At 71.4% G+C, this 23,773-nt stretch carries 20 protein-coding genes and 1 tRNA gene; 18 read left to right on the forward strand and 3 right to left on the reverse strand.

The features are described from left to right. The first annotated feature begins 13 nt into the window (after window positions 1–13). From WC326_06690 to WC326_06725, 8 genes are read left to right on the forward strand one after another with little or no spacing between them, the layout of a single operon-like run. A complete protein-coding gene (locus WC326_06690; GenBank protein MFA7330746.1) occupies window positions 14–394 on the forward strand; it encodes an MmcQ/YjbR family DNA-binding protein in 381 nt (126 codons plus the stop codon). After that, window positions 391–1,137 carry an SIMPL domain-containing protein gene (locus WC326_06695; GenBank protein ID MFA7330747.1) on the forward strand — a complete coding sequence of 249 codons (747 nt, stop codon included), beginning with the start codon at window positions 391–393 and terminating at the stop codon, window positions 1,135–1,137. Before WC326_06690 ends, WC326_06695 begins: the two co-directional genes overlap by 4 nt. A 34-nt stretch (window positions 1,138–1,171) precedes the next feature. Then, on the forward strand, window positions 1,172–1,984 hold the full coding sequence (locus WC326_06700) for a class I SAM-dependent methyltransferase (protein MFA7330748.1): 813 nt from the start codon (window positions 1,172–1,174) through the stop codon (window positions 1,982–1,984). Window positions 1,985–2,027: 43 nt separating this feature from the next. Beyond that, window positions 2,028–2,360 (forward strand): YciI family protein, encoded by a 333-nt coding sequence (locus WC326_06705; GenBank protein ID MFA7330749.1) that lies wholly within the window; start codon window positions 2,028–2,030, stop codon window positions 2,358–2,360. After that, window positions 2,350–3,309 (forward strand): endonuclease/exonuclease/phosphatase family protein, encoded by a 960-nt coding sequence (locus WC326_06710; protein MFA7330750.1) that lies wholly within the window; start codon window positions 2,350–2,352, stop codon window positions 3,307–3,309. Before WC326_06705 ends, WC326_06710 begins: the two co-directional genes overlap by 11 nt. Next, window positions 3,306–4,247 carry a tRNA epoxyqueuosine(34) reductase QueG gene (gene queG, locus WC326_06715; protein MFA7330751.1) on the forward strand — a complete coding sequence of 314 codons (942 nt, stop codon included), beginning with the start codon at window positions 3,306–3,308 and terminating at the stop codon, window positions 4,245–4,247. The genes WC326_06710 and queG overlap by 4 nt, the downstream gene beginning before the upstream one ends. Window positions 4,248–4,300: 53 nt before the next feature. Continuing rightward, window positions 4,301–7,450: a sensor histidine kinase gene (locus tag WC326_06720; GenBank protein ID MFA7330752.1), complete on the forward strand. Its 3,150-nt coding sequence runs from the start codon at window positions 4,301–4,303 to the stop codon at window positions 7,448–7,450. Next, window positions 7,450–8,814: a sigma-54 dependent transcriptional regulator gene (locus WC326_06725; protein ID MFA7330753.1), complete on the forward strand. Its 1,365-nt coding sequence runs from the start codon at window positions 7,450–7,452 to the stop codon at window positions 8,812–8,814. The genes WC326_06720 and WC326_06725 overlap by 1 nt, the downstream gene beginning before the upstream one ends. Before the next feature lie 241 nt (window positions 8,815–9,055). Here WC326_06725 and WC326_06730 read toward each other — a convergent pair whose 3' ends face one another. Both WC326_06730 and WC326_06735 read right to left on the reverse strand, forming a co-directional pair. Then, complete coding sequence (locus tag WC326_06730) at window positions 9,056–10,378, reverse strand: hypothetical protein (protein ID MFA7330754.1); 1,323 nt, start codon at window positions 10,376–10,378, stop codon at window positions 9,056–9,058. Window positions 10,379–10,490: 112 nt separating this feature from the next. After that, window positions 10,491–10,562, reverse strand: a tRNA-Arg gene (locus tag WC326_06735). Between the two features lie 188 nt (window positions 10,563–10,750). On the opposite strand from WC326_06735, the gene WC326_06740 reads away from it, so the two are divergent. The 10 genes from WC326_06740 (at window position 10,751) to flgL (ending at window position 19,748) form a co-directional block, all read left to right on the forward strand. Further along, window positions 10,751–11,632 carry an MBL fold metallo-hydrolase gene (locus WC326_06740; GenBank protein ID MFA7330755.1) on the forward strand — a complete coding sequence of 294 codons (882 nt, stop codon included), beginning with the start codon at window positions 10,751–10,753 and terminating at the stop codon, window positions 11,630–11,632. 262 nt (window positions 11,633–11,894) lie between these two features. Then, window positions 11,895–12,632, forward strand: coding sequence for a flagellar hook-basal body protein (locus tag WC326_06745; GenBank protein ID MFA7330756.1), 738 nt, complete (start codon window positions 11,895–11,897; stop codon window positions 12,630–12,632). A 56-nt stretch (window positions 12,633–12,688) separates the two neighbouring features. After that, a complete protein-coding gene (gene flgG / locus WC326_06750; GenBank protein MFA7330757.1) occupies window positions 12,689–13,477 on the forward strand; it encodes a flagellar basal-body rod protein FlgG in 789 nt (262 codons plus the stop codon). Between the two features lie 3 nt (window positions 13,478–13,480). Continuing rightward, window positions 13,481–14,200: a flagellar basal body P-ring formation chaperone FlgA gene (gene flgA / locus WC326_06755; protein ID MFA7330758.1), complete on the forward strand. Its 720-nt coding sequence runs from the start codon at window positions 13,481–13,483 to the stop codon at window positions 14,198–14,200. Beyond that, the gene (locus tag WC326_06760) at window positions 14,197–14,775 is read left to right on the forward strand and encodes a flagellar basal body L-ring protein FlgH (protein ID MFA7330759.1); all 579 of its coding nucleotides are present in this window, start codon (window positions 14,197–14,199) and stop codon (window positions 14,773–14,775) included. The genes flgA and WC326_06760 overlap by 4 nt, the downstream gene beginning before the upstream one ends. 85 nt (window positions 14,776–14,860) lie before the next feature. Then, a complete protein-coding gene (locus tag WC326_06765; GenBank protein MFA7330760.1) occupies window positions 14,861–15,985 on the forward strand; it encodes a flagellar basal body P-ring protein FlgI in 1,125 nt (374 codons plus the stop codon). Further along, window positions 15,985–16,881, forward strand: a complete 897-nt coding sequence (locus tag WC326_06770) for a transglycosylase SLT domain-containing protein (protein ID MFA7330761.1) — start codon at window positions 15,985–15,987, stop codon at window positions 16,879–16,881. Before WC326_06765 ends, WC326_06770 begins: the two co-directional genes overlap by 1 nt. Next, window positions 16,878–17,390, forward strand: coding sequence for a flagellar export chaperone FlgN (gene flgN / locus WC326_06775; GenBank protein ID MFA7330762.1), 513 nt, complete (start codon window positions 16,878–16,880; stop codon window positions 17,388–17,390). The genes WC326_06770 and flgN overlap by 4 nt, the downstream gene beginning before the upstream one ends. After that, window positions 17,390–18,772: a flagellar hook-associated protein FlgK gene (gene flgK, locus WC326_06780; protein MFA7330763.1), complete on the forward strand. Its 1,383-nt coding sequence runs from the start codon at window positions 17,390–17,392 to the stop codon at window positions 18,770–18,772. The genes flgN and flgK overlap by 1 nt, the downstream gene beginning before the upstream one ends. A 52-nt stretch (window positions 18,773–18,824) precedes the next feature. After that, complete coding sequence (gene flgL, locus WC326_06785) at window positions 18,825–19,748, forward strand: flagellar hook-associated protein FlgL (protein ID MFA7330764.1); 924 nt, start codon at window positions 18,825–18,827, stop codon at window positions 19,746–19,748. Window positions 19,749–20,232: 484 nt separating this feature from the next. Here flgL and metH read toward each other — a convergent pair whose 3' ends face one another. Continuing rightward, on the reverse strand, window positions 20,233–23,709 hold the full coding sequence (metH, locus tag WC326_06790; protein MFA7330765.1) for a methionine synthase: 3,477 nt from the start codon (window positions 23,707–23,709) through the stop codon (window positions 20,233–20,235). Window positions 23,710–23,773: the final 64 nt, after the last annotated feature.

The following is a 23,773-nucleotide window of genomic DNA, read 5'->3' on the forward strand; positions in this document are numbered from 1 at the left end:
AGGAGGTCAACCCTTGAGCGAGTCGGACAAAACCAGAGGCGAGGTGCGCCAGCAGCTGTCCGCTCAGCCCGCCAGCACGGAGGAGGAGCCCTTCGGGCCGGGCGTCTGGGTCTACAAGGTCTGCGGCAAGGTCTTCGCATTGCTCACCCAGGACGGCCCCGTTCGGCTCAGCCTCAAGTGCGACCCCGTGCGGGCCCTGGAGCTGCGCGGGGCCTTCGCCGCCATCACGCCCGGCTACCACCTGAACAAGGAACACTGGAACACCCTGGAGCTGCCCGGCGGACTGCCGGCGGCCCTGGTGGACGAACTCATCCTGCACAGCCACGAGCTGGTGACGGCCCGCCTGAAGAAGAGCGAGCGCCAGGCCGTGGCCCTCCAAAGGACCCTCACATGAACATCGTCAACGGCGACAGCCGGCGCGGCCTGCTGCCGGCGGCCCTGATCCTGGGTCTCTGCCTGATGGCCGCGGCCTGGATCGGCGGGCGGGCCTTCCTGGCGGCGCGCATGGCCGGCGACGGCCTCACGGTCAAGGGCACGGCGGAGGCCAAGGCCACCTCCACCCTGGCGGTTTGGCGCGGCAGCGTCAGCGCCCGCTCCGCGGACCCGGCGGGCGCCACGCGCGAACTGGAGCAGCAGGCCCAGCGGGTGGCCACCTGGCTGGAGAGCCAGGGCGTCAAGCCCGCCGAGTGGGAGTGGCTGCCCCTGCAGTCCTACGTGATCTACCGGACCACGGCCGGCGGGAACGCCACCTCCGAGGTGGAGGCCTACCAGCTGGAACGGCCGCTCAAGCTGCAGTCCAGCCGGGTGAAGGAGATCGCGCGCCTGGCCCGGGAGACCGAGGGCCTGTTGCGCGAAGGCGTCACCTGGAGCGGCGCGCCGCCCGAATTCTATCTGGGCGACCTGGAGAAGGTCAAGCTCGAGCTGCTGGGCCGGGCCGCCACCGACGCGCGCCGGCGCGCCGAGGTCCTGCTGGGTGGCGGCAAGCGCCTGGGCGGGCTGGTGAGCGCGCGCCAGGGCATCCTGCAGGTCACCCAGCCCAATTCGGTGGAAGTGGAGGACTACGGCATGTACTCCACCGAGACCATCGAGAAGGTGGTCAAGGCGGTGGTGACCGTGACCTTCGCGCTGAGACCCTGAGTCAGCTGACAACCAGCGGGAGACGGAACCCGGGATGAACGATCAGGCTGCCATCGAGCAGAATCGCGCCCTCTGGGACGCCGCCGTGGAGCCCCACGTGGCCAGTGAGTTCTACGACGTGGCCGGTTTCCTGGCCGGCCGCGGCACGTTGGAGCCCGAGCTGCTGGAAGAGCTGGGCCCGGTGGCGGGCCTGGATCTGATCCACCTGCAGTGCCACTTCGGACTCGACACCTTGAGCCTGGCCCGGCTGGGCGCGCGGGTGACGGGCGTGGACTTCAGCCCGCGGGCGATCGCCGCGGCGCGCCGCGTGGCCGCGCAGGCCGGACTGGCGGCGGACTTCGTCGAGGCCGAGATCGGCCGGCTGCCCGCGGAGCTGGCGGGGCGCTTCGATCTCGTATTCACCGGCGGCGGCGCGCTCTGCTGGCTGCCGGATCTGGCCGGCTGGGGCCGCGCGGTGGCCGGCCTGCTGCGACCCGGCGGGAGTGTGTTCGTGCGCGACTTCCACCCCGCCTTGGGCATGTTCGCCCCGGAGGCCCGCGAGGAGAACTGGCTGCGGCTGGAAGCGCCCTATTTCCGCGCGGCCGGAGCTGTCCGCTGGCCCGACGGCCTGACCTACGCGGCCGAGAACGGGCCCGTGGGTGAGTCGGTGGAGTGGGCCCACTCCCTGGCCGAGACCGTGCAGTCCCTGCTGGACGCCGGGCTGGTGCTGGAGAAGCTGCGCGAGTACCCCTACTGCAGTTACCGCAGCCACGCCTTCCTGGTGGAGCGCGACGGGCGCTGGGTGCACGCCACCCATCCGGGCGGGCTGCCGTTGATGTTCTCCCTCCGGGCCCGCCGCCCGGCCTGAACTCCGCCGTGGCGCAGGGCGTCCGCCGGCGGGAAAGGAACCCATGAGCACGTGGCTCTATCGCATCCGGCCCACCCGTCCGGCCTTGCTGAGCACAGGCCCAACGCCCGCGGAGCAGGCCCTGATCGGCCGGCATTTCGCCTACCTGCAGGAGCTGACCCAGCGGGGAATCGTCCACCTGGCCGGGCGGACCACCACGACCGAGGAGGAGGGAATGGGCCTCGTGATCTTTTCCGCGCCGGGCGAGCCGGAGGCCCGGGCCCTGATGGAGGGCGATCCCGCCGTGGCCGGCGGCGTGTTCGCCGCCCGACTCTTCCCCTACCGCGTGGCCCTGCTGAATGTCGACAGCCTGGCGGAGGCCCAGCGTGTCGGTTGAACCTAGCCTCACCCCCAAGCAGTGGACGCCGCCCCTGAACGGCGATGCGAGTCGGCGCGGGCGCTTCCTGCTGCCGCTCCTCCTGCTGCTGGCCGTGCTGGGTCCTCCGGTCGTCCACGCGGGCGGGGCCGACAGCCTGTGGACCGTGATGAGCTTCAACCTGCGCTACGCCGGCGGCGATGGCGGCGAGCACGCCTGGGAAGCCCGGCGCGCGGCGGTGGTGGAGCGGGTGCGGGCCGCTGGGGCTGATCTATTGGCCACCCAGGAGTGCCTGGCCGGGCAGGCCGACGACCTGCGCCACCTGCTGCCGGAGTTCGGCCTGGCTGGCGCGGGCCGCGACGACGGCGACTTGGCCGGCGAGATGTGCGCCCTGCTTTGGCGGCGTGAGCGCTTCTTCAAGCTGGAGGAGGGGCATCGCTGGCATGCCGAGCCCGGCGATCGTCCGGGCCGGCTGGACGCCGACGCCGCCTGCGTCCGGATGTTCAGCTGGGTGCTGCTGGCGGAGCGCGCCGAGCCGGACCGCCGGCTGCTGTTCGTCTCCACACACCTGGACCACGTGGGCGTCCAGGCGCGCCAGCGGGCCGCCCGGCGGCTGCGCGAGTGGCTGGGTCAGCGCTTTCCGGACACGCCCGTGCTGCTGGCCGGGGATTTCAACGCCGACGCCGGGCCAGGCTCGGAGCCCTGGGAGATCCTGACGGATCCGGCGGCGCCCCGGCCGCTGAACGACTGCTTCCGCACCCTGCACGCGCCGGGCGAACTGCCCGAGGGCACGTTCCACGGCTTCCAGTCAACGGACCAGCCGGCGCGCATCGACTGGATCCTGGCCTCGCCGGAGTTCCGGCCGCGGCGTGCCTGGATCGACCGGGAACGGGTGGAGGGCCGGCAGCCCAGCGACCACCATCCCGTCGTCGTGGTCCTGGATCCCCCACCGCCGCGGGCGGCGCCATGAGTTCCCCGGCCACCAGGGCGGCACCCGCCGAACTCGCCGGCTGGCTGAAGGCCCAGGCCCTGGCCGAGGGAGCCACGCTGGCCGGCCTGGCGGACCCGCGTGCGCCCATCCTGCAGGCGGCCCAGGTGGCCAGCTGGAGCCGGGAGGGTCTCCACGGCCCCATGGCCTGGTGGCCGCGCGGGGACGAGCAGCGGCTGGATCCCCGCCGCCTGCTGCCCGGCGCGCGCAGCCTGCTGATGATCGGCGTGGCCTACGACGGCGGACTCGAACTGCCCGAGCCGCCCGCCGTGCGGATCAGCCGCTACGCGCTGGGCCGCGATTACCACCGCGTGCTCAAGGGCCTGCTGCGCCGCGTGATGCAGCGGGTGGAGGAGCGGCTGGGGCAGGTGGCCTGGCGGGCCTGCGTGGACACGGCCCCGCTGCTGGAGCGCTACTGGGCCTGGCAGGCCGGGCTGGGCTGGATCGGGAAGAACTGCCTGCTGATCCACCCGCGCCACGGCTCGTGGCTCTTCCTGGGCGGACTGCTGTTGGAGCTGGAGCTGCCCGCCGACCAGCCCCACCCGGAGCGCTGCGGGCGCTGCACGGCCTGCCTGGAGTCCTGTCCCGTGCAGGCCTTTCGCGGCCCCGGCCGACTGGACGCCGCGCGCTGCATCAGCGCCCAGACCATCGAGAACCGCCACGCCGAGCTGCCGGACTTCATGCGCCCCATGCCCGGCCGTTGGCTCTTCGGCTGCGACGACTGCCAGACGGTCTGTCCCTGGAACCGCCGCGCCGGGGAGGGCTCGCCCGCGCTGGCGGCGGACCCGGCCCTGCTGGAGCGCCTGCGCCACGGCCCCTGGCCGGACGACGACTCCGCCTGGGACGAGCTCACCCGCGGCAAGGCCCTGCGCCGGATGACCCCCGTGATGTACCGGCGCAACCTGCGCGGCCTGCGATGAGTGCCGCCCGCGGCCGGCCGGACGGGACGGGCCCCAAACCCTACCTTTTTCCCATGACACGCCGCACCGTCTTCCTTCTGCTACTCCTGCTGGGCGGATTGTGGTCCGCCCGGGGCGGACCCCCGGACAGCGCGCTGCTCACCCCCGCCAGCCTGCGCACGGCGGCCCAAGACAGTTTGGGCCTGCTCTGGTTCGGGGCCCGGGACGGCCTCTACAGCTGGGACGGGCGCCACCTGCTGCGCCAGGCCGCGCGCGACGGCTGGGAGGCCGGCGGCGTCTCCGCCCTGGCCGTCGACCGCCAGGGCGTGCTCTGGGCCGCGGCGGACTCCGGCCTGGTGCGGCGGGACGACGCCTTCCGGCGCGTGGAGCTGCACTCCCCCGTGGCCCTGGGACGCGGCCAGGCCCTGCTGGTGGAAGGCGACACGGTCTGGCTGGGCACGGAACGCGGGCTGTTGCGCTGGCAGGAGCGCCAGGGCGAGCGCGTGCTGCTCTCCGGGATCTCCGTCACCTGCCTGGGGCGCCTGCCCGACGGCCACCTGGTCTGCGGCACGCGGGATCGCGGCCTGTTCCGCTTCGACCCGGAGGGCAATCCCGCTGCCATGCGCGAAAGCTACCGCCAGGTGCTGCCCGAAGTGCTGGGACTGGCGGTGGAGGGCGACGGCAGCCTGCTGGTGCTGGGCCGCAGCGAGACCCGCACGCCCCAGTTGGCCCGCCTGCAGGCCGCCAGTGGCGCCCTGGCCGCCCTGCCCCTCACCCTGCCCCAGCCTCCCGCCGGCGAGTCTCTGCGCCTCGGTCGGGATGGCGAGGGCCTGCTGCTGCGCGCCGGGTCGCGCTGGTTCCGCTGGACGGGCCAGGCCCTGCGCGAGACCCGGCTGGCCGCGCCGCGTCTGCCCCTGCCCGGCGCTTTCGTGCTGGGGGAGCTGCCGCACCTGGCGGCCTTCAAGCCCGAGGGCCGGCTGGAGCTGCAGAGCCGGGTGTCCGGCGTGCTGAGTGTCCGGGGCGAGGGCGTGGCCCTGGCCTGGGAGAGTCCGGCGGGCAGCGGCGGCTGGCGGCCGGTCCAGGTCTGGGACGTGCAAGGCGAGCAATGGGTCCTGCTGGCCTCGGGCGAGGAGCGGCGCCTGCTGCGCACGGGCCCGCGGGGCTCGCGCACGCTGGAGTTGGGCGGGTTGCCGCGGGAGGCCGGGCAGTCCGCCGTGGCGGCCACCATCTGCCCCGAACCGGGTGGGGACGGGTTGCTGCTGGGCACGCGCGAGCGCCTCTATCGGGTGCGGGACGAGGGCTTCGAGGTCGTGCCCGGCGGACTGGGCGCGCACTGGCTGACCCAGTTCTCGGACAGCGCCGTGCTGGTGGCCGGCCCCCAGGGGCTGGCCCTGCTGGAAGAGGGCGACCTGCAGCGCCTGCGGGTCTCGGAACCCGTCCATCGCGCCGTGCCCGACGGCTTCCACGGCATCCTGGCCGCCTGCGACACCTACCTGCTGCGCCTGAACGAATTGAACGAGCTGGACACCCTGGCCTATCCGGACAGCCTGGGCCGGGGCGCCGCGCCGGGCCGCGCGGTGCGGCAGATGCTGGCGGATTCCGGCGGGCGGATCTGGCTGCTGGACGAGCAGGACCTCTACCTGCGGGCGCGGGACGGCGCGCCCTGGACGCGCCCGCTGGCGGGGGCCGGCGGCAGCGAGGGCATCCTCTCGCTGGCCGTGGACGCGGCCGGCCGACTCTGGCTCTCCACCCGCGAGGGCACGGGCTGGCTGGTGCCCGACCGCACGCCGCCCGTGGTCGTGCTGCTGCAGGATCCGCGCGAGCTGGAGCAGGCGGACCGCCGGCTGGTCCTCCAGGTGGGCACGGCCGACCCGTTGAGCCTGGGGCCGCCGCCGCTGGTGCGCCTGCGGTTGGACGACCAGGGCTGGGGCCCCTGGCGCGCGGCGGGCGCCATCGCATTGACCGACCTGCTGCCCGAGCGGGGCGGCGGCACCTTCCGCCTGCAGCTGCAGGCCATGGACGCCTGGGGCAACCTGAGCCGCCACACCCTGGTGCTGCCGCTGGTGGTGCCCGAGGATCAGGGACGCCTGCCCTTCGCCAAGCGCCTCTTCCTGCTGCTGGCCATGGTGGGGCTGGTGGTCCTGAGCACCACGTTCTATCCGGGCCGGCCGGGTCTGGCGCTCAGCGTGGGCCTGGGACTGGCGGTGGGCGCCTGGGTGTTCTTCTTCACCACGGAGCCCCACCTGTGGTGGGCGCTGCCCATCATCCTGGGCCTGAGCAGCAAGCTCACCAGCGACCAGCTGCGCAGCCGGCGGGCCAAGGAGACGGCCGTGCCCGAGCCGGGCATCCTGGACGTGGTGGACCTGTTGCGCGAGTTCGGCCACTCGGGCTCGGCCACGCGCAACCTGGACCGCCTGCTGCGCTCGGCGCGCAACCTCTACCTGGAGGGCAAGCCCGATCCTGACGTGCTGGCGCTGTTCCAGAGCGTGCGCGGCGTCTTCCTGGACCTGACCGTGCCCAGCCTGGAGCAGCTGCTGGGGGCCCTGCGCCGCCTGAACCCGGCGGAGTGGCCGCTGGCGGAGGAGGAGCTGGCCCGCCTGGGCGAGACGGTGGCCGAGAGCTGTCGACGGCTGGAGGCCTGCGGACATCCGCCGGCGGAGGACGAGCTGCAGGCCCTGGCCTTTGTGCTGGACCGGCTGGAGCGCGCGCTGGTGGACACCCAGCACCGGGTGGACCTGCGGATCTCCTCGCCGCCGCTGAAGGTGCTGGACCGCGTGCTGGAGGACCGCTCGGCGGACCTGGCGGGCGTGGAACTGGAGCTGCACTGCGAGCGCGAGCTGCGCCAGGTGCTGGTGCGTCTGCCCGTGGACCGGCTGCAGTTCATCTTGGACAACCTGGTGGACAACGCCCTGCACTGGATGCGCGGCCAACCCGTCCAGCGACTGTCCATCGAGGTGCGCGAGCGCCCATCCACGCTGCAGCTGCGGGTGACGGACAACGGCCCGGGCATTCCGGCGGAGCGCCACGAGCGGATCTTCGAGGCGGGGGTGAGCGGCAAGGAGGGCGCGCAGCAGGATCGCACGGGCGGCTACGGGCTCTACCGCTCGCGGGAGATCCTGGCACGCTTCGGCGGCCGGCTGGTGGTGGAGCGCAGCGCGCCCGGCCAGGGCAGCACCTTCCTGCTGGAAGTGAAAAAGGTCGAACCCGAAGGACGGCAGAAGTGATGGAACGCATCCTGATCGTGGACGACAACGAGGAATTCGTCGAGGACACCCTGCTGGGGCTGCGCCGCCACTACGAGTGTCACTGGGCCGAGACCGGCGAGGCCGGGCTGGAGCGGATGGGCTCCGTCGAGCCCGACCTGGTGCTGCTGGACTACGACCTGGGCGAGGGCGCCAGCGGGCTGGACATCCTGGGCCGGCTGGTGAGCGAGCACCCGGACGTGCCGGTGATCATGGTGACCAAGGAAAGCGGCGTGCGGACCATCGTGCGGGCCATGAAACAGGGCGCCTTCGACTACGTGGTGAAGAACACCTCGCGCGAGGACTTCCTGGACGTGATCCGCAAGGGTCTGGCCCTGCGCCAGGTCAAGCAGGAGAACGTCTGGCTGCGTCGGCGCCTGCAGGAGTCGCTGGGACAGATGATCGGCGACTCGCCGGCCATCCGCCGGGTCAAACAGGAGATCCGCGAGGCGGCGGCCACGGACCTCTCGGTGCTGATCACCGGGGAGACGGGCACGGGCAAGACCATGATCGCGCGGATGATCCACGAGGCCAGCGGGCGGCGCCAGCAGGCCTTCGTGGAGGTCAACGTCTCGGCTATCGAGCGCGAGCTCTTCAACAGCGAGGTCTTCGGGCACGAAAAGGGCTCATTCACCGGAGCCGTGGGCACCAAGCGCGGACTGACGGAGCTGGCCCACCGCGGCACGCTCTTCCTGGACGAGATCGGCGACATGGATCCCCAGGCCCAGATCAAGCTGCTCACCGCCATCGAGAGCGGGCTGATCCGGCGGGTGGGTTCGCTGAAGGACATCCAGGTGGACTTTCGCCTGGTGGCCGCCACGCATCAGGCGCTGGAGGAGCGCATCCGGCAGGGTCTGATGCGCCAGGATCTGTTCTACCGGATCAACCAGCAGCGCATCCGCATCCCGCCGCTGCGCGAGCGCGCGGAGGATCTGCCCGCCCTGCTGCGCTACTTCCTGCACAAGCATTTTCCCGGCCGCACCGGCCTGGAACTGGCGCCGGGGACCCTGGATCTGCTGGCCGACCAGGCCTGGCCGGGCAACGTGCGCGAGTTCGAGAGCGCCGTCCAGCTGGCCGTGGTGCGCTGCGGCGAGGGCCCGCTCAGCGCCGCGCACTTCAACCTGGGCGGGCAGGCCGTGCGCACGCCGGCCCAGGAGGCGGACTACAGCCTGCTGACGGACCGGCCCTTCGCCGAGGCGCGGGACGTGCTGCTGGACCAACTGCGGCGCGCTTACGTCGAGCGCTTCGTGACCGGCGGTGTGAGCGTCAAGGACGCCGCCGAGCAGATCGGGATCAGCCGCGAGGTGCTGCACCGCTGGATGAAGGACCTGGGGCAGGATGGCTGAGCGGCTTGAGTGTGTTCACACTCACGGAGCATCTCAACACAGAGGCACAGAGGCACAGAGGTTGGATTGGTCTTGGGCTGGGTTGGGCATGGCTCGTTCGAGTGTCCATTTGAGCACGAAGGCACCAAGACTCGAAGGTGTGTTTGCGCGCGGCGAACATTCAACACAGAGGCCCAGAGGCACAGTGACAAAGAAGGACGAAGCAGACGCGAACCGCGGCTTGTGCTTCGGATCGAGTCCATCAAGTTTTCTGCTCTGTGCCTCCGTGTCTCTGTGTTGAGTTTCCCAGCAGACGCAAACCCCACCACCAGCCCACTGCGATCCACACCAGATACTGAGCCAGACTGAGCACGGCGACTTCGGGCACGGCGTGCTGGCTCCAGAGATCCAGGTAGCGGCCCGTGGAGGAGAGGGGCGTCAGGAGGGGCCAGACCAGGCGCTCGCTGCCCGGAGAGTCGGGGATCAGCCAGAACAGGCGCTGGCTGAGCAACTGGCCCAGGCCCAGGAAGCCCAGCCAGGCCGCAGCGGCAGCGGGCCGGCGGCGCAGGCCCCCCCGGAACTCCTCGAAGGCCAAGCCCGCCAGCCAAAGGAAGAGCGGCGCGCCCCAGTAGAGCAGGCGCTCCGTATCGCTGCCGCCCAGCCAGCCCAGGGCCAATACGCCCGCCAGCCAGACCAGCAACTCCGGCCGCCGCGCCAGGCCGAGCCTGGCGGTCCGCCACCCCAGCCCCAGCAGCACCAGCACGCCCGGCCCCAGCGCCTGGCAGAACCCGTGCAGGTAGTGCGGCACACTCTTCAGCCACAGCCAGAGCACGGCCGTCTTGAGGAAGCCGTAACTGCCCACGGGCTGAGCCCAGAGCTGGATCAGCAGGAAGACGGCCAGCCCCAGCGCCAGCGGCAGCAGGCGCCGCCAGCGGAACTCAGCGCCCAGCCGGCGCAACCATGCACCCGCGGATTCCCCGGGCTGCGGCAGAGTCAACCCCTGCACGGACTGGGCCAGCACGGGGAGCAGCAGCACCTCGCGCACGGGCACGGCCACTAGCGCGAAGACGCTCCAGCCCAGTAGGCGCCGGGATTCGCGCGCTCCGCGGCTTCCCTCCAGCCCCAGCAGGGCCAGCAGCCAGAACGCCCAGAGCAGCGGATCCACGTGCACGGGGTAGAAGGGCGTCAGCCGCAGCGGCGCGTGCCACTGGGTGGCGAAGAGGGCGCTGAGCAACAGGGCGGTTCCCGGCCGCAGACCCACCCGGCGCAGCCAAGCGAAAAGCAGACAGGGCAGCAGCAGCGCGAGCCCGCCGTTCAACCAGCGGAAGCCCGTCAGCGCGTCGCCGGGTGCGAGCCAGTCCGCCAGGGCCGGCGCGCCGATCCGGTAGACGAAAGGCGCCGCCGTCCGCGGCGCCTCGCCCCGGCCGAGCTGTTCCGCCATGGCCGCGTAGTCCACGCCGTCCCAGCCCAATCCGCCGTGAAGGGAGATGGGCGCCTGGCGCGTCCAGCTCCACCAGCCGGTCAGCGCCACCAGCAACAGCAAGGCGCCCCAGCTCAGCCCGGATGATCGAAAGGAATCACGCATGCCCGAAGTTCGAGCAGCCGCGGCAGACTTGCCAATTCGGACGGTTGAGAAGGGGGCCCAGGTGCTGAAGAAGTCGCGAAGTTGCTGTGTTTCTGGGAAAGTGGCTCGGAAATGCTCCCGGTAGGAATCGAACCTACGCACTCGGTTCCGGAGACCGACGCTCTATCCACTGAGCTACGGGAGCGGGTGTCCAGGAAGCGGCGGGTGCCGGTTTCCTGACGTGTCACAAGGTAGGGCACGAGCGGGTCAGGCGCAATGTCGCGGGGTGGCTGCGGCGTGTCCGGCGACCGCGGGAGGCGTGAACTCCGTCACGTGCAAGCGCCCGAGCCTTTCTATCTTGGCCGGTGCGATCAACCAGAGCGTGAGGGTGCGATGGAGGTGCGCTTTTTTGGCGTCCGGGGCGGGGTTCCCACTCCCGAAGCCGGCAAACTGCGGTTCGGCGGCAATACCAGCTGTATCACGGTGCGGGCCGAGGGCGCGCCCCTGGTGATTTTGGACGCCGGCACGGGCATCCGGATCCTGGGCAACGAGCTGGTCCGCCAGCACCCCGCCGGCGGCATCGAGGGCGTGGTCCTGCTCAGTCACCTGCACTGGGACCACATCCAGGGCATCCCGTTCTTCAAGCCGCTCTTCCATCCCGGCAACCGTTTCGAGTTCATCGGCCTCAGGCCCGAGGGCACCTCCCTGCGCAGCCAGCTGGAGGGCCAGCAGAACTACGCCTACTTCCCCGTGGACATGAGCCACATGTCGGCCGCCAAGTCCTTCCGCGAAGTCGCCGACGAGAGCTTCCAGCTGGGCACGCTCACGGTCAGCTGCCGACGCCTGAACCATCCGGGCGGCTGCCTGGGCTGGCGCCTGGAGGCCGACGGTGCCGCGGTGGTCTACGCCACGGACAACGAGCACACCGGCCCGGGCCCCGAAGAGGCCGTGGTGGAGCTGGCCCGCGGGGCCGACCTGTTCATCTTCGACACCAATTACACGCCCGAGGAATACGCGGCGGGCCGCCAGGGCTGGGGCCACAGCACCTGGCTGCAGGCCGTGATCAACGCACGGGCCGCGGGCGTGGACCGGCTGATCCTCTTCCACCACGACCAGGACCACAGCGACGACCAGCTGCTGGAGATCGAGGAGCTGGCCTGCCGCGAGTTCCCCCGCAGCCTGGCGGCGCGGGAGGGCCTGCGCGTGGTGCTGAACGGCCGGGGCACGGGTCCCGAGCCGCGCTGCCTGATTGAGCTGCCCGGGCTGGAGGCCTGACCCTTCCCACCCGCCACAATCCTGGAGCGCTGGGCACATCCGGCCCGGCGAGGGGAAAAAAGCGCGCTCTTCAGCCGGATCCACCGGAGTTGAAAAGTCCCGAACTTCCGAAGTCCTGAAGTCGTGATCTGAACCACCCGCAACCACTTCGCCCCAACCACGACCCGGCCTGAGTTCGTTCTCGGGCTGGCACGGGGATTGCCCTTGCCGAGCCCGGCGGCGGAGCGCATCCGTCGCGGCGCAATCCTCAAGCGGGGTCGAGATGATCAAGGGTTTGTGGGATTCGGGAGCCGGGATGATCGCGCGGGGCATCCAGACGGATGTCACGGGCAACAACCTGGCGAACTCCACCACCACGGCCTTCAAGGAGGATCGCCTCAACTTCCGCGAGCTGATCGACGGCCGCCTGCTGCTGGACCGCGGACGCGGCGTGCCCAGCCCCGAGAACCGCCTGCGCGCCGGCTTCGAGACCCGCATGCGCGCCGGGGCGCTGGAGAGCACGGGCGCGCCGCTGGACTTCGCCGTGAACGGACCCGGCTTCTTCGTGGTGGAGACGCCCGACGGCGAGCGGCACACGCGGGACGGCCACTTCGCCCTCTCGCCCGAGGGCCAGCTGGTGACCATGGATGGCTTTCCCGTGCTGGGCGAGGCCGGCCCCTTAAGGCTGGGACCGGGCCCCGTGGAGCTGAACGGCGACGGCCAGCTCTCCCAGAACGGCACGGCCGTGGGCTCCCTGCGGCTGGAGGAATTCGAGCAGCCCGAGCGGCTGAACAAGCTGGGCCGCAACCTCTGGGTGCCGCGGGACGAAGACCAGCAGCCCGCGCCGGCCCAGGCCAGCCAGCCCGTCCAGGGCGCGCTGGAGCATTCCAACATCCGCGTGGTGGAGCAGATGGTGCGCCTGATCGAGCACGAGCGCAGCTATTCCTTCGCCCACAAGGCCCTGCAGATCCAGGACGACAACCTGGGCAAGACCGTCAACGAGCTGGGTCGACTCCGCTAGCAACGCGGAGTCCCTGAGCGGCGCGCCACCGGACGCGCTTGAGCGAGGACCACACCATGATTCGTGCCCTGCACAGTTCCGCCTCGGGCATGTACGCCCAGGAGCTGCACATCGACAGCATCGCCAACAACCTGGCCAACGTGAACACCACGGGCTACAAGAAGAGCCACGCCGAATTCCAGGACCTGCTCTACCAGAACCTGCGCACCAGCGGGGTGGAGAACTCCCTGGGCAACGTGGTCCCCACCGACCTGCAGGTGGGCACGGGCGTCAAGACCATCAGCGTCACCCGGGACATGGGCCAGGGCGACGTGGTGCAGACCGGCGGGCGCCTGGACCTGGCCATCGAGGGCGAGGGCTTCTTCCAGGTGCGCCAGTTGGATGGCAGCCTGGCTTACACGCGGGACGGCTCCTTCAAGCTCTCCAGCGACGGCGTGCTGGTGACCTCCGACGGCCTGACCCTGGAGCCCGAGACCACCGTGCCCCAGGGGGCCGTGGATATCCAGGTGAGCCGGGACGGCGTGCTCAGCGTGCTGGTGGCCGGGGACGCGGCGGCCGTGCAGATCGGCACGCTGGAGGTGGCCGTGTTCACCAACCCCGCCGGCCTGCGGGCCCTGGGCCAGAACCTCTACGAGGAGACGGCGGCCTCCGGGGCGCCCCAGCTGGGCACGCCCGCCGCCGAGCAGTTCGGCCAGATCGCCCAGGGCTATCTCGAGAGCTCCAACGTCAAGGTGGTGGAGGAGATGGTGGCGATGATCAGCGCCCAGCGCGCCTATGAAGTGAGCTCCAAGGCCATCCGCGCCTCGGACGACATGCTGGGCATCGCCTCCAGTCTGAGGAGATAAGGGATGAAGGCCGCCCTCTGGCTCCTGCTCCTGCTGGCCCTGCTGCCCGACCCGGCCCGGGCCGGCGCGGCGCGTGCGCCGGAGGAGAACGGGCGGCTCAAATCAGCCTGCGACGAGGCCCTGCGCGGCGTGCTGGCGACCGGCCCGTGGAGTGCGCGGGACAGCGTCCGCTTCGACTGGATCCTGCCCGTGCTGCCGCGCTTGTCGGATTCGGCCACTGTGGAAGCCCAGGCCCTGCAACTGCGGCCGCGCGGCACCTGCACGGTGGCCCTGCGCCTGCTGGAGAAGGGGCGCGTCCAGCGCCGGCTGACCGTGCCCGTGCGCGTGCGGCGCTGGGACCTGCTGCCCGTGGCACGGCGCGAGCTGCCCCGCGGCCGCGTGCTGGGCCCCGAGGATCTGGAGGAGCGCTGGCTGGAGAGCACGCAACTGGCCGACGGCGATCTGATTCCGCTGGCCGAGGCCCTGGGCTGCCGGGTCTCGCGCTACCTGCTGGCCGGGCGGCCCGTGCCCCGGCGCATGCTGGAGACCCTGCCCGACGTGCTGCGCGGCGAGAATCTGACCCTCTGCGTGCGCTCCGGCGGCGTGACCGTCCGCGCCGCGGCCGAGGCCCTGGAGGATGGACGGATCGGCCAGCCGCTGGACGTGCGCCTGACGGAGACCGGCCGGCGCCTGTCCGTCAAACTGGTGGCCAAGGGCCAGGCGGAAGTGGAGGTGGCGGGATGAGGCGCTTTTCCCTGCTCGGCCCCCTGCTGCTCGCCCTGCTGCTGGCGGGAGCGGCGGCGCGGGCCCAGGTCAGCCGGGATTCCTGGCTGACGGACCAGCGGGCCTTCCGGGTGGGCGATCTGGTCACCGTGCTGATCGTCGAGTCGGGCTCGGGCTCGACCAACGCCTCCACCAACACCAAGCGCGAGGACGGGCTGGAAGTGGGCGTGCAGGGCGGCGGCGGACCGCTGGCCTTCGTGCCCGAGATCACGGGCAGCGCCGACTCCAAGAACGAGCACAAGGTCAAGGGCGGCAACTCGCGCTCGGGCAGCCTGCAGACCCGCCTGATGGCCGAAGTGGTGGCCATCGACCCCGACGGCACGCTGGTGCTGCAGGGCAGCCGGGTGATGGAAATCGACGGCGAGCAGCAGATCACCGAACTCTCCGGCCGGGTGCGGCCCGAGGATGTCAACGCGGACAACACGGTGTTCAGCTACCTCGTGGCGGAGGCCGTGATCCGCTACACGGGGGACGGCCTGGTGCGCAAGGCCCAGCGCCGGGGCGTGCTGGGCTTCGTCTTCGGCTGGTTGTTGTGACATGAAATTTTCGAACGCTCATCTCCTACAGTCCCAACTTTGGAAGAGAGCCGGGTGGCCGCCCGGTTCCCGCGGCCTCCCCTCCGTGTGGAACCGGGCCGGTCACGATTTCGCGTGGCTGGCCCTGCTCGCGCTCCTCTGCCTGCTGGGACTGCCGGAGCGCGGCGCGGCCGCGGCCCGGCTGAAGGAGATCGCCGTCTTCCAGGGGGCGGGTCAGAGCGACCTGATCGGCTACGGACTGGTGGTGGGCCTGGACGGCACGGGGGACGGCAACCGCAGCGCCTTCACCCTGCGCAGCGTGGAGAACATGCTGCGCCGCTTCGGGATCAAACTCGACCCGGGCACCATCAAGCCCAAGAACGTGGCGGCCGTGATGGTGACGGCCAAATTGGGCTCCTTCGCCCAGGCCGGCGACCGGCTGGACGTCACCGTCAGTTCGCTGGGCGACGCCAGCAGCCTGATGGGCGGCGTGCTGCTGATGACGCCGCTGACCAACCAGGGCGGCGAGGACGTGCTGGTGCGGGCCCAGGGCCCGATTTCCATCGGCGGGTTCAACTTCGCCTCCGGCGGTTCGAGCATCCGCCAGAACTACACGCTGGTGGGCCGCGTGCCCCAGGGCGGCACGGTGGAGACGGACTCGCCGGGCAGCCTGCTGGTGGATGGCGGCCTGGTGCTGACCCTGCAGAACCCCGACTTCACCACGGCCCTGCGCGCGGCCAAGGCGATCAATTCGGCGCTGGGCGAGCCGCTGGCCACGGCCCAGAGTTCCACCCAGATCCGCGTGGAGGTACCCGAGGAATCCCGCCAGGGCACGCGCCTGGTGGAGATGGCCAGCCTGATCGAGAACATCGAGGTGGAGCCCGACCTGGCGGCCAAGGTGGTCATCAACGAGCGCACGGGCACCGTGGTGGTGGGCCATCAGGTGCGGCTCTCCCCCGTGGCCGTGGCCCACGGCAACTTGTCGGTGATCATCAAAAGCCAGCAGAACTCCAGCGCCGACCCCTACACGGGGTTCTCCAGCCAGGAGCAGAAGAACGAGATCACCGTCTCCAGCGACGAGGCGCACCTGATCGTGCTGGAGGACATGGCCGACGTGCGCAGCGTGGCCCGCGCCCTCAACACGCTGGGCGTCAGCCCGCGGGACATGATCTCGATTTTCCAGCTGCTCAAGGAAGCCGGCGCCCTCCAGGCCGAGCTGGTGATCATCTGATGGAAAGCCGCCCGCTGCAAGGCACCAGCCTGGCCGGCACGCGCGCCACCGCCGGCGCTGAGACTCCGGGCAGCCGGGCCGCCACGCTGGAGAGCGCCGGCCGCGAATTCGAGCGCCTGCTGGTGGAGCAAATGTTGACCGCCATGCAAGAGACCCTGGACGAGGGCCTGTTCGCGCAGCAGGGCGTGGGCAGCGACTGGTACACGTCCCAGTTCAACCAGGAGCTGTCGAAGGAATTGACCGCCGGACCGGGCCTGGGCGTGGCCAGCTCGCTCTTGCGCCAGCTGCGCGCCGGCGGCGAGTCGGGCGAGAACCTGGAAGCGGGTCTGGACGCCATTCGCGGCGCGGGCAACGGCGTGGGTCTGGCCAGCCTGGACCGCGCCTTCGAACTTCGGCGTCGGGAGCGCGAGGCCGCGGCGGCGGATCCCCTCAACCCGCTGGCTCGGCAGGCCGAGGTCTATCGGGCTCTGCAAGGCGCGGCGCCGGCGGAATCCACTCGCGTGCGGCAGGTCGGGTCCGCCGAGCTGCGCGCCCTGGTCAGGGACGTGGCGGCTGAGGTGGGCGTGGACGAGAACCTGGCCCTGGCCCTGGTGCAGACGGAGAGCGGCTTCAACAGCCGGGCGCGCAGCCCCAAGGGCGCCATGGGTCTGACCCAGCTGATGCCCGACACGGCTCGCGGCCTGGGCGTGCGCGATCCCTTCGACCCGCGCCAGAACGTCAAGGGCGGGCTGACCTACCTGAAGAACATGCTGGAGCGCTACCAGGACCGGCGCCTGGCCCTGGCGGCCTACAACGCCGGGCCCGGAGCCGTGGACCGCCACGACGGCGTGCCGCCCTACCGCGAGACCCGGGCCTACGTGGCCCGCATCGAGAAGCTGCTGCAGGAGGATCGATGAACGGCGCCCTGCACGAACTGGCCGAACGGCTGGCCGCGCGCCTGGATGAGGAGCTGGGGCTCTACCACGAGCTGGAGCAGGAGCTGAACCAGCAGCTGGAGGCCCTGCAGAGCGGTCAGCCAGAGCGCGTGCTGGAGCTCTCCGAGTCTGTCGAGCGCTGCCACCACCTGTTGCGCGGCCAGGAGCGGCGACGGCGCCTGCTGCTGGAGGCCCTGCAGCGCGAGTTCCCCAGCGCCCGGGCGCCGCTGACCCTGCGCCAGGTGGCCGAGTGCTGCCCGCCCGCCCTCTCGTCGCGCCTGCACCTGCTGGGGCGCCGGCTGCGCACGCACCTGCACCGGGTCCACGAGCTGAAATCCCTGACGGGCCGCGTGGTGGAGAAGGAGCGGCGTTTCAACCGCCGGCGGCTGGAATGGCTGCTGGACGCCACGCGCGAATCCGCCACCTACGGGCCCGACGCCCGCCCCCGCACGGACGGGGCGGCCAGCCGCCTCATCGACCGGAGGGTCTGATGGCCTCGCTCTTCGGACTGCTGGACACGGCCCGCAGCGCGCTGATCACGCACCAGCTGGCGCTAAACGTCACGGGCCACAACGTGGCCAACGTGGACACCCCGGGCTACACGCGCCAGCGCCTGGAGCTGGGGGCGCGGCTGGGTTCCGAGCAGCGCCCGACGGGCATCGGCGCCGGCGTGGAGCCCATCGGCCTGCAGCGCCTGCGGATGGAGAGTTTCGACCGTGCCTACCGGCGCGAGGCCGGCGGGCTGGGGGAGAGCGGGCAGCGTTCGGCACAGCTGGGGGCGGTGGAGTCCTTGGTGGCCGAGCCCGGCGATCCGGGCATCTCCGACGCGCTGGACAAGTTCTGGAGCGCCTGGTCCGACCTGGGCAACGAGCCGGCGGAGGAGAGCTACCGGCGCACCGTGCTGGAGGCCGGCCACCGGGTGTCCGCACGCTTCAACCAGCTGGCCGGCCAGTTCAAGGCCCAGCGCGAGGATTTGAACACCGAGGTGGCCCGAGTGGGCGGCGAGTTGAACAACCTGGCCGTGGATCTGGCCGAGCTGAACGGCTCCATTCGCGCGGCCGAATTGAACGGCCAGGTGGCCTCGGACCTGCGCGACCGGCGCGACCTGTTGCTGGACGACCTGGCCGGGCTGGTGGACATGCGCGCCGCCGAGGACGAGCAGGGCGTGTTCCGCGTCTGGGTGGGCGGCCGGGCCCTGGTGGACGGCACCGTGGCTTCCCAGCTGACCACCAGCCAGCAGGCGGCGGAGGACGGCACCGTGCTTACGCGCCTGCACTGGAGCGATTCGGGCCACGAGTTCGAGGTGGCCTCGGGCGAGCTGGGCGGCCTGCTGGACGTGCGCGACCGCGTGCTGCCCGCGCGCCTCTTGGAGCTGGACCAGTTGGCGGACACGCTGGTGGCGGAGGTCAACCGCCTGCATCGGGCGGGGACGGACCTGGGCGGCCGCGCCGGACGCGAGTTCTTCGATCCGGCGGGCCAGGGGGCCTCCGGCCTGGCTCTCAGCAACTGGGTGCGCGACGAGCCCGGCCGCGTGGTGGCCAGCGCCGACGGCGGCCAGGGCAACGGCGAGCAGGCCACGGCCATCGCCCAGCTGGCGGAGACGCGCCTCGCCGCGCTGGCCGGCCTCTCCCTGGGCGAAGCCTGGGGCACGCTGGTCAGCCGGGTGGGCGCCGAGGCCCAGCGCGCGGAGGCCGACTACACGGCCCAGCAGGCCTTCGTCAGCGAGCTGGACAACCGCCGGCAATCCATCTCCGGCGTGAACCTGGACGAGGAGTTGACGCTGATGCTCCAGCAGGAGCAGGCCTACTCCGCCGCGGCGCGCGTGATCAGCACGGCGGATTCGATGATTCAGGAACTGCTGCAGCTGGTGTGATCAGGCGACGGGACACGAGGGTCGTGGGGTGGGGCAACGAGGGGGAACGCGGATGCGAGTCACCAATCGAATGCGCGTGCAGGACAGCCTGCTGACCATCGAACAGCGCGGCGCGCGCTTCGAGGCCGTGCAGCGCGAAGCCACCAGCGGCAAGCGCGTGGACAAGGCCGGGGACGATCCCGCCGCCAGCGCGCGGATCCTCAAACTGCGCAGCGGCCTGGCCCGCAACCTGCAATTCCAACGCAACCTGGACACGGCCCGCATGCGGCTCGGACACGCCGAGCTCAGCCTGCAGCGTGCCACCGACCAGCTGGACGAGGTGCGCAGCTTCGCCGTGCAGGCCTCCACGGGCACCTGGAGCGACGAGGATCGCACCGTGCTGGGCCAGGAGGTGGACCAGCTGCTGGAGAGCCTGCTGGCCGAGGGCAACCGGCGCTTCCTGGGGCACAGCCTCTACGCGGGCAGCCAGGTGGATCAGCCGGTTTTCGAGGCCGTGCGCGACGCGGCCGGGCGCATCCAGCTGGTGACGGCCACGCCCAGCGGCCAGGAGGGCCGGGTGATGGTCCAGCTCTCCGAGAACGAACAGCTGCAGGTCAATTTTCGCGGCGTGGACGTGTTCATGGGCGGCACGCCGGGCGGGCAGGCGGACATCTTTGACACGCTGATCGAGCTGCGCGACGGCCTGCTGGCCGGGGACGAGGACGCCTCGGGGCCCGCCCTGGAGCGCATCGACGCGGTGATCTCCACCATCAACGGCACCCGGGCCTCGCTGGGCACGCGCGTGCAGCGCCTGGACGCCACCGAGAACCAGCTCTTCAGCCGGCAGGAACTGCTGACCGACAACATCTCCGACGACGAGGACGCCAACCTGGCCGACACGATGATGCGCTACACGCTGGAGCAGACGGGCTACCAGGCCGCGCTGAAGTCCATCTCCCAGGTGATGAGCACGAGCCTGCTGAATTTCCTGAGCTGAGCTGGTCGGCCGCAGTTTTCACCACAGAGGCACAGAGGCACAGAGTCGTTTTTGGATTTCCAAAGACGGCGATTTGTCGACGCGCCTTTCTTCATTGCGCACACCACAGATCCACAGAGCCGTTTTTTTTGGAGTTCAAAGGACGGCACTCGACTTCGCTCAGTGCCAGCAGGACCCAGCACAGGCGACGCGAACCATCGATGAATCGAGTTCCTGTTTTCGGCCTCAATAGCGCGTCGCCACTGACCGTCGGCGCATTCCCATGCGCCGATGGTCAGTACGCGCGCGCTGAGGCCGAAGAGGTGGAACTGATCGGAGAGGTGATAGGCGCGCCCTCGCGCCTGCTTTGCCGGAGCCTTTTCTTTGGTCCCGCTTTCTTTTCCGCGAAAAGAAAGCGGGAAACACGGCGCGTCAGCGCACGACCCCCCACACGCGAGTGGGCAGAAGAAAGCCGGTGTGACCCGGCGCTGGGATCACGGCCCCGCTACACGCTGAAATACTTGGCCTCCGGGTGGTGCACGATCAGCGCCGACGTGCTCTGCTCGGGCACGATCTGCCATTCCTCGGTGAGGCGGCAGCCGATGCGCTCCACGCCCAGCAGCTCGGCCAGCAGCTGCTGGTCCTCCAGCCGCGGGCAGGCCGGATAGCCGAAGCTGTAGCGGCTGCCGCGGTAGCCCTGGCGGAAGATCTGCTTCACGTGTGGCGCGTCGTCGCCGGCGATGCCCAGCTCCCGGCGCATCCGGGCGTGCCAGCCCTCAGCCAGCGCCTCGGCGGCCTCCACCGACAGGCCGTGCACGTAGAGATACTCGCTGTAACGGTCCGCCTCCAGGTGGCGCAGGGCCTCGGCCGTGGCCTCGGCACCCACGGTCACCCACTGCAGGCCCAGCACGTCCCGGCGCCCGTCCTGGGCGGAGGAGAAGTAGTCACTGATGCAGTGCCAGGGCGCCTCGGTTTGGCGCGGAAAGTCCAGGTGCAGCGGATTGGGATCGTCCGGGTGGCGCCAGATCCAGAGCCGCCGGCCCTCCGCCTGGACCGGGAACCAGCCCCAGGCTACGGCCGGGCGCAGCCAGCCGCGCTGGCGGGCGTCGAGTTTGAGGCGCTCCAGCAGCGGCTGGATGGTCTCGCGCTCCAGGCGCTGCCAGGCCTCCTCGTCCAGTCGGCCGCGCTTGAAGCCCCACTCGCCCTTGGTCAGCGTGTTCAGGTTCAGCCAGGGCCAGACCTCGTCCAGGTCCAGCTCCGTCTCCACCCGGGCGCCCCAGAAGGGCGGCTCGGGTAGTGCCTCCAGCCGCGCGGGCCGTGCCGCCGGCGCCACGTCCAGGCAGGGATCCAGGGCCGGGGCGGCTTCCTGGAAGGTGGCCGCCGGGGCCTCCTCGCCCCCGGGCTCCGCTGGCGCGGTCTCCGCCGTCGCCTTCGCCGCCGCCGGGTCGCGACCCGCCCGCAGGGCCTCCAGGATGGCCAATCCTTCGAAGGCGTCGCGCGCGTAGTAGAGCGGACCCGGGTAGAGCGGGCGCAGCTCCTCGTCCACGTGGCGCCGGTTGAGCGCCGCGCCGCCCAGGATCACGGGCAGCGTCAGCCCCTCCCGGGCGAAGACCTCCAGGTTCTCGCGCATCACGAAGACCGAGCGCACCAACAGGCCGCTCAGGCCCACGGCGTCGGGCGGGTGGCGCCGGATGGCCTCCAGCAGCTGCTCCACGGGCACCTTGATGCCCAGGTTCTCCACCTCCCAGCCATTGTTGCGCACGATGATGTCCACCAGGTTCTTGCCGATGTCGTGGACGTCGCCGCGCACGGTGGCCAGGAGCAGGCGGCCGCGGGGCTGGCCGGCGGCGCCCGCCACGCCCATCCGGGGCTCCAGGTGGCGCACGGCGCGCTTCATGGTCTCGGCGCTCTGCAGCACGAAAGGCAGCTGCAGGCGGCCGGCGCCGAACAGCTCGCCCACGGTCTGCATGCCCGCCAGCAGCACGTCGTTCACCAGGCTCCAGGGATCGCGCTCCAAGAGGGCCAGCTCCAGGTCCGCCTCCAGACCTTCGCCGCGCCCGTTGACGATCCGCGCCTTGAGCCGCTCCTCCACGGGCAGGGCGGCCAGCTCGTCCACGGCGGCGCCGGACGAGGACAGGCCTGCTTCCTCTCCCAGGGCCAGCAGGGCGGCCAGGGGATCACCCGCGCTGTGATCGCCTTCCAGCAGGCGCCGGCACTGTTCGCGCAGCTCGGCGGGCAGCTGGTGCGTGGGCGTGATCCGCCCGGCGTGCAGGATGGCCGCGTCCAGCCCGGCCGCCAGGGCCAGCTCCAGGAACACGCTGTTGAGCGCCTGGCGCAGGGCGGGCTTCAGGCCGAAGCTGACGTTGCTCAGGCCCAGGCTGGTGCGCACGCCGGGCAGCTCGGCCTTGATCAGCCGCAGGGCCTCCAGGGTCTCGCGCGCGCTTAGCCGGTAGTCGGGATCGCCGGAGGCCAGGGTGAAGGTCAGGGGATCCACCAGCAGGTCGCCGGGGCTGAGCCCCTCGTCCAGGGCCACGTGGAGCAGGCGTCGGGCCACCTGGAGCTTGCGCTCCGGCGTGCGGGCCATTCCCTCTTCGTCGATGCAGAGCGCCACCACGGCCGCCCCGTGCCGGCGGCAGAGCTGCAGGATCTGCCGGGCGCGGGTCTCGCCGTCCTCCAGGTTGATGGAGTTGACGATGGCCCGGCCGCCCAGCCGCTCCAGCGCGGCCTCGATCACCGGGGGCTCGGTGGAGTCGATCATCAGCGGGATGGAGAGCGCCGTGGCCAGCCGGCGGCAGAGCTCGTCCATGTCGGCGCGCTCGTCGCGGCCCACGCAGGCCGTGCAGAGGTCGAGCACGTGGGCGCCCTCGGCGGCCTGCTCGCGCGCCATCTCCACCAGTCCCTCCCAGTCGTCGGCCTCCAGGCGCTTGCGGAAGAGGCGCGAGCCGTTGGCGTTGGTGCGCTCGCCGATGAGCAGCGGACCGGGCTGCTGGGTGAGGGCCATCGTGGAGTAGAGGCTGGCCAGCGCCTCCACGGGCTGGGGCGAGCGCCGACCGGGTTGTGCGCCGCGCAGCTCGCGGGCCAGCGCGGCCAGGTGCGCGGAGGTGGTGCCGCAGCAGCCGCCCGCCAGCAACACGCCCTGCTGGAGGACGAAGTCGCGCATCTGCCGGGCGAAGTCCTCCGGGGCCAAGTCGTAGATCATCCGCCCACCCTCGGCCCGGGGCAGGCCGGCGTTGGGCTGGACGCTAAGCGGAAAGGGCGAGGCGGCAGCCAACTGCAGCACCTGGGGCCGCATGGAGGCCGGCCCGGTGGCGCAGTTCAGGCCGAAGAAGGCCGGCCGCCAGGGTCCCAGGGCGCAGAGGGCCGCGCCGGGCTCGGTGCCCAGGAGCAGCGTGCCCGTGGTTTCCACCGTGATCTGCACGCCCACGGGCCAGCGCCGGCCGCGGCGCCGGAAGGCGCGCTCGCAGGCCTCGAGGGCGGCCTTGGCCTGGAGGGGGTCCTGGACGGTCTCCACCAACAGCAGGTCCACGCCGCCGTCCAGCAGCCCTTCCACCAGGGGCGAATAGGAGTCCACCAGCGCGGCCCAGCGGATCTGCCCCAGGCTGGGCAGGCGCGTGCCCGGCCCGATGGAGCCGGCCACCCAGCGTGGACGCGCGGGCGTGGCGAAGCGGTCCGCCGTGCGTCGCGCCAGGGCCGCCGCGGCCTGGCCCAGTTCCCGGGCGGCGCCGCCCAGGCCGTATTCGTCCAGCACCACGGAGAAGGAGCCGAAACTGTCGGTCTCCACGATGTCGCTGCCCGCCTCCAGGAAGCCGGCGTGGATCTCCTCGATCAGGGCCGGGCGGCTGAGCACGAGCCACTCGTTCAGGCCCTCGTGGCCCTCGAAGGCCTCGAGGGGCGGCGCGGCGAACTGGATGCTCGTGCCCATGGCACCGTCGAACAGCAGCAGCTCCCGCCCCAGGCGGGATTCCAGGTCGGCATGAGGCATTGGGGGGTCCTTTCTGTCGGGCGCCGTGAACCATATTGGCCCGCGTGTGCAACCTAATGGAAAG

The sequence above is a fragment of the Candidatus Delongbacteria bacterium genome (assembly GCA_041675285.1).
GTDB lineage: Bacteria > CAIWAD01 > CAIWAD01 > CAIWAD01 > CAIWAD01 > CAIWAD01.

Excerpts from the sequence above, each read along its gene's own strand:
- queG (MFA7330751.1), top strand. The coding sequence starts at position 3,306 with ATGAGTTCCCCGGCCACCAGGGCGGCACCCGCCGAACTCGCCGGCTGG.
- WC326_06700 (MFA7330748.1), top strand. The coding sequence starts at position 1,172 with ATGAACGATCAGGCTGCCATCGAGCAGAATCGCGCCCTCTGGGACGCC.
- WC326_06725 (MFA7330753.1), top strand. The coding sequence starts at position 7,450 with ATGGAACGCATCCTGATCGTGGACGACAACGAGGAATTCGTCGAGGAC.
- WC326_06705 (MFA7330749.1), top strand. The coding sequence starts at position 2,028 with ATGAGCACGTGGCTCTATCGCATCCGGCCCACCCGTCCGGCCTTGCTG.
- WC326_06760 (MFA7330759.1), top strand. The coding sequence starts at position 14,197 with ATGAGGCGCTTTTCCCTGCTCGGCCCCCTGCTGCTCGCCCTGCTGCTG.
- WC326_06740 (MFA7330755.1), top strand. The coding sequence starts at position 10,751 with ATGGAGGTGCGCTTTTTTGGCGTCCGGGGCGGGGTTCCCACTCCCGAA.
- WC326_06720 (MFA7330752.1), top strand. The coding sequence starts at position 4,301 with ATGACACGCCGCACCGTCTTCCTTCTGCTACTCCTGCTGGGCGGATTG.
- WC326_06770 (MFA7330761.1), top strand. The coding sequence starts at position 15,985 with ATGGAAAGCCGCCCGCTGCAAGGCACCAGCCTGGCCGGCACGCGCGCC.
- flgK (MFA7330763.1), top strand. The coding sequence starts at position 17,390 with ATGGCCTCGCTCTTCGGACTGCTGGACACGGCCCGCAGCGCGCTGATC.
- WC326_06745 (MFA7330756.1), top strand. The coding sequence starts at position 11,895 with ATGATCAAGGGTTTGTGGGATTCGGGAGCCGGGATGATCGCGCGGGGC.
- flgA (MFA7330758.1), top strand. The coding sequence starts at position 13,481 with ATGAAGGCCGCCCTCTGGCTCCTGCTCCTGCTGGCCCTGCTGCCCGAC.
- WC326_06730 (MFA7330754.1), bottom strand. The coding sequence starts at position 10,378 with ATGCGTGATTCCTTTCGATCATCCGGGCTGAGCTGGGGCGCCTTGCTG.
- flgG (MFA7330757.1), top strand. The coding sequence starts at position 12,689 with ATGATTCGTGCCCTGCACAGTTCCGCCTCGGGCATGTACGCCCAGGAG.
- flgN (MFA7330762.1), top strand. The coding sequence starts at position 16,878 with ATGAACGGCGCCCTGCACGAACTGGCCGAACGGCTGGCCGCGCGCCTG.
- metH (MFA7330765.1), bottom strand. The coding sequence starts at position 23,709 with ATGCCTCATGCCGACCTGGAATCCCGCCTGGGGCGGGAGCTGCTGCTG.
- flgL (MFA7330764.1), top strand. The coding sequence starts at position 18,825 with ATGCGAGTCACCAATCGAATGCGCGTGCAGGACAGCCTGCTGACCATC.
- WC326_06695 (MFA7330747.1), top strand. The coding sequence starts at position 391 with ATGAACATCGTCAACGGCGACAGCCGGCGCGGCCTGCTGCCGGCGGCC.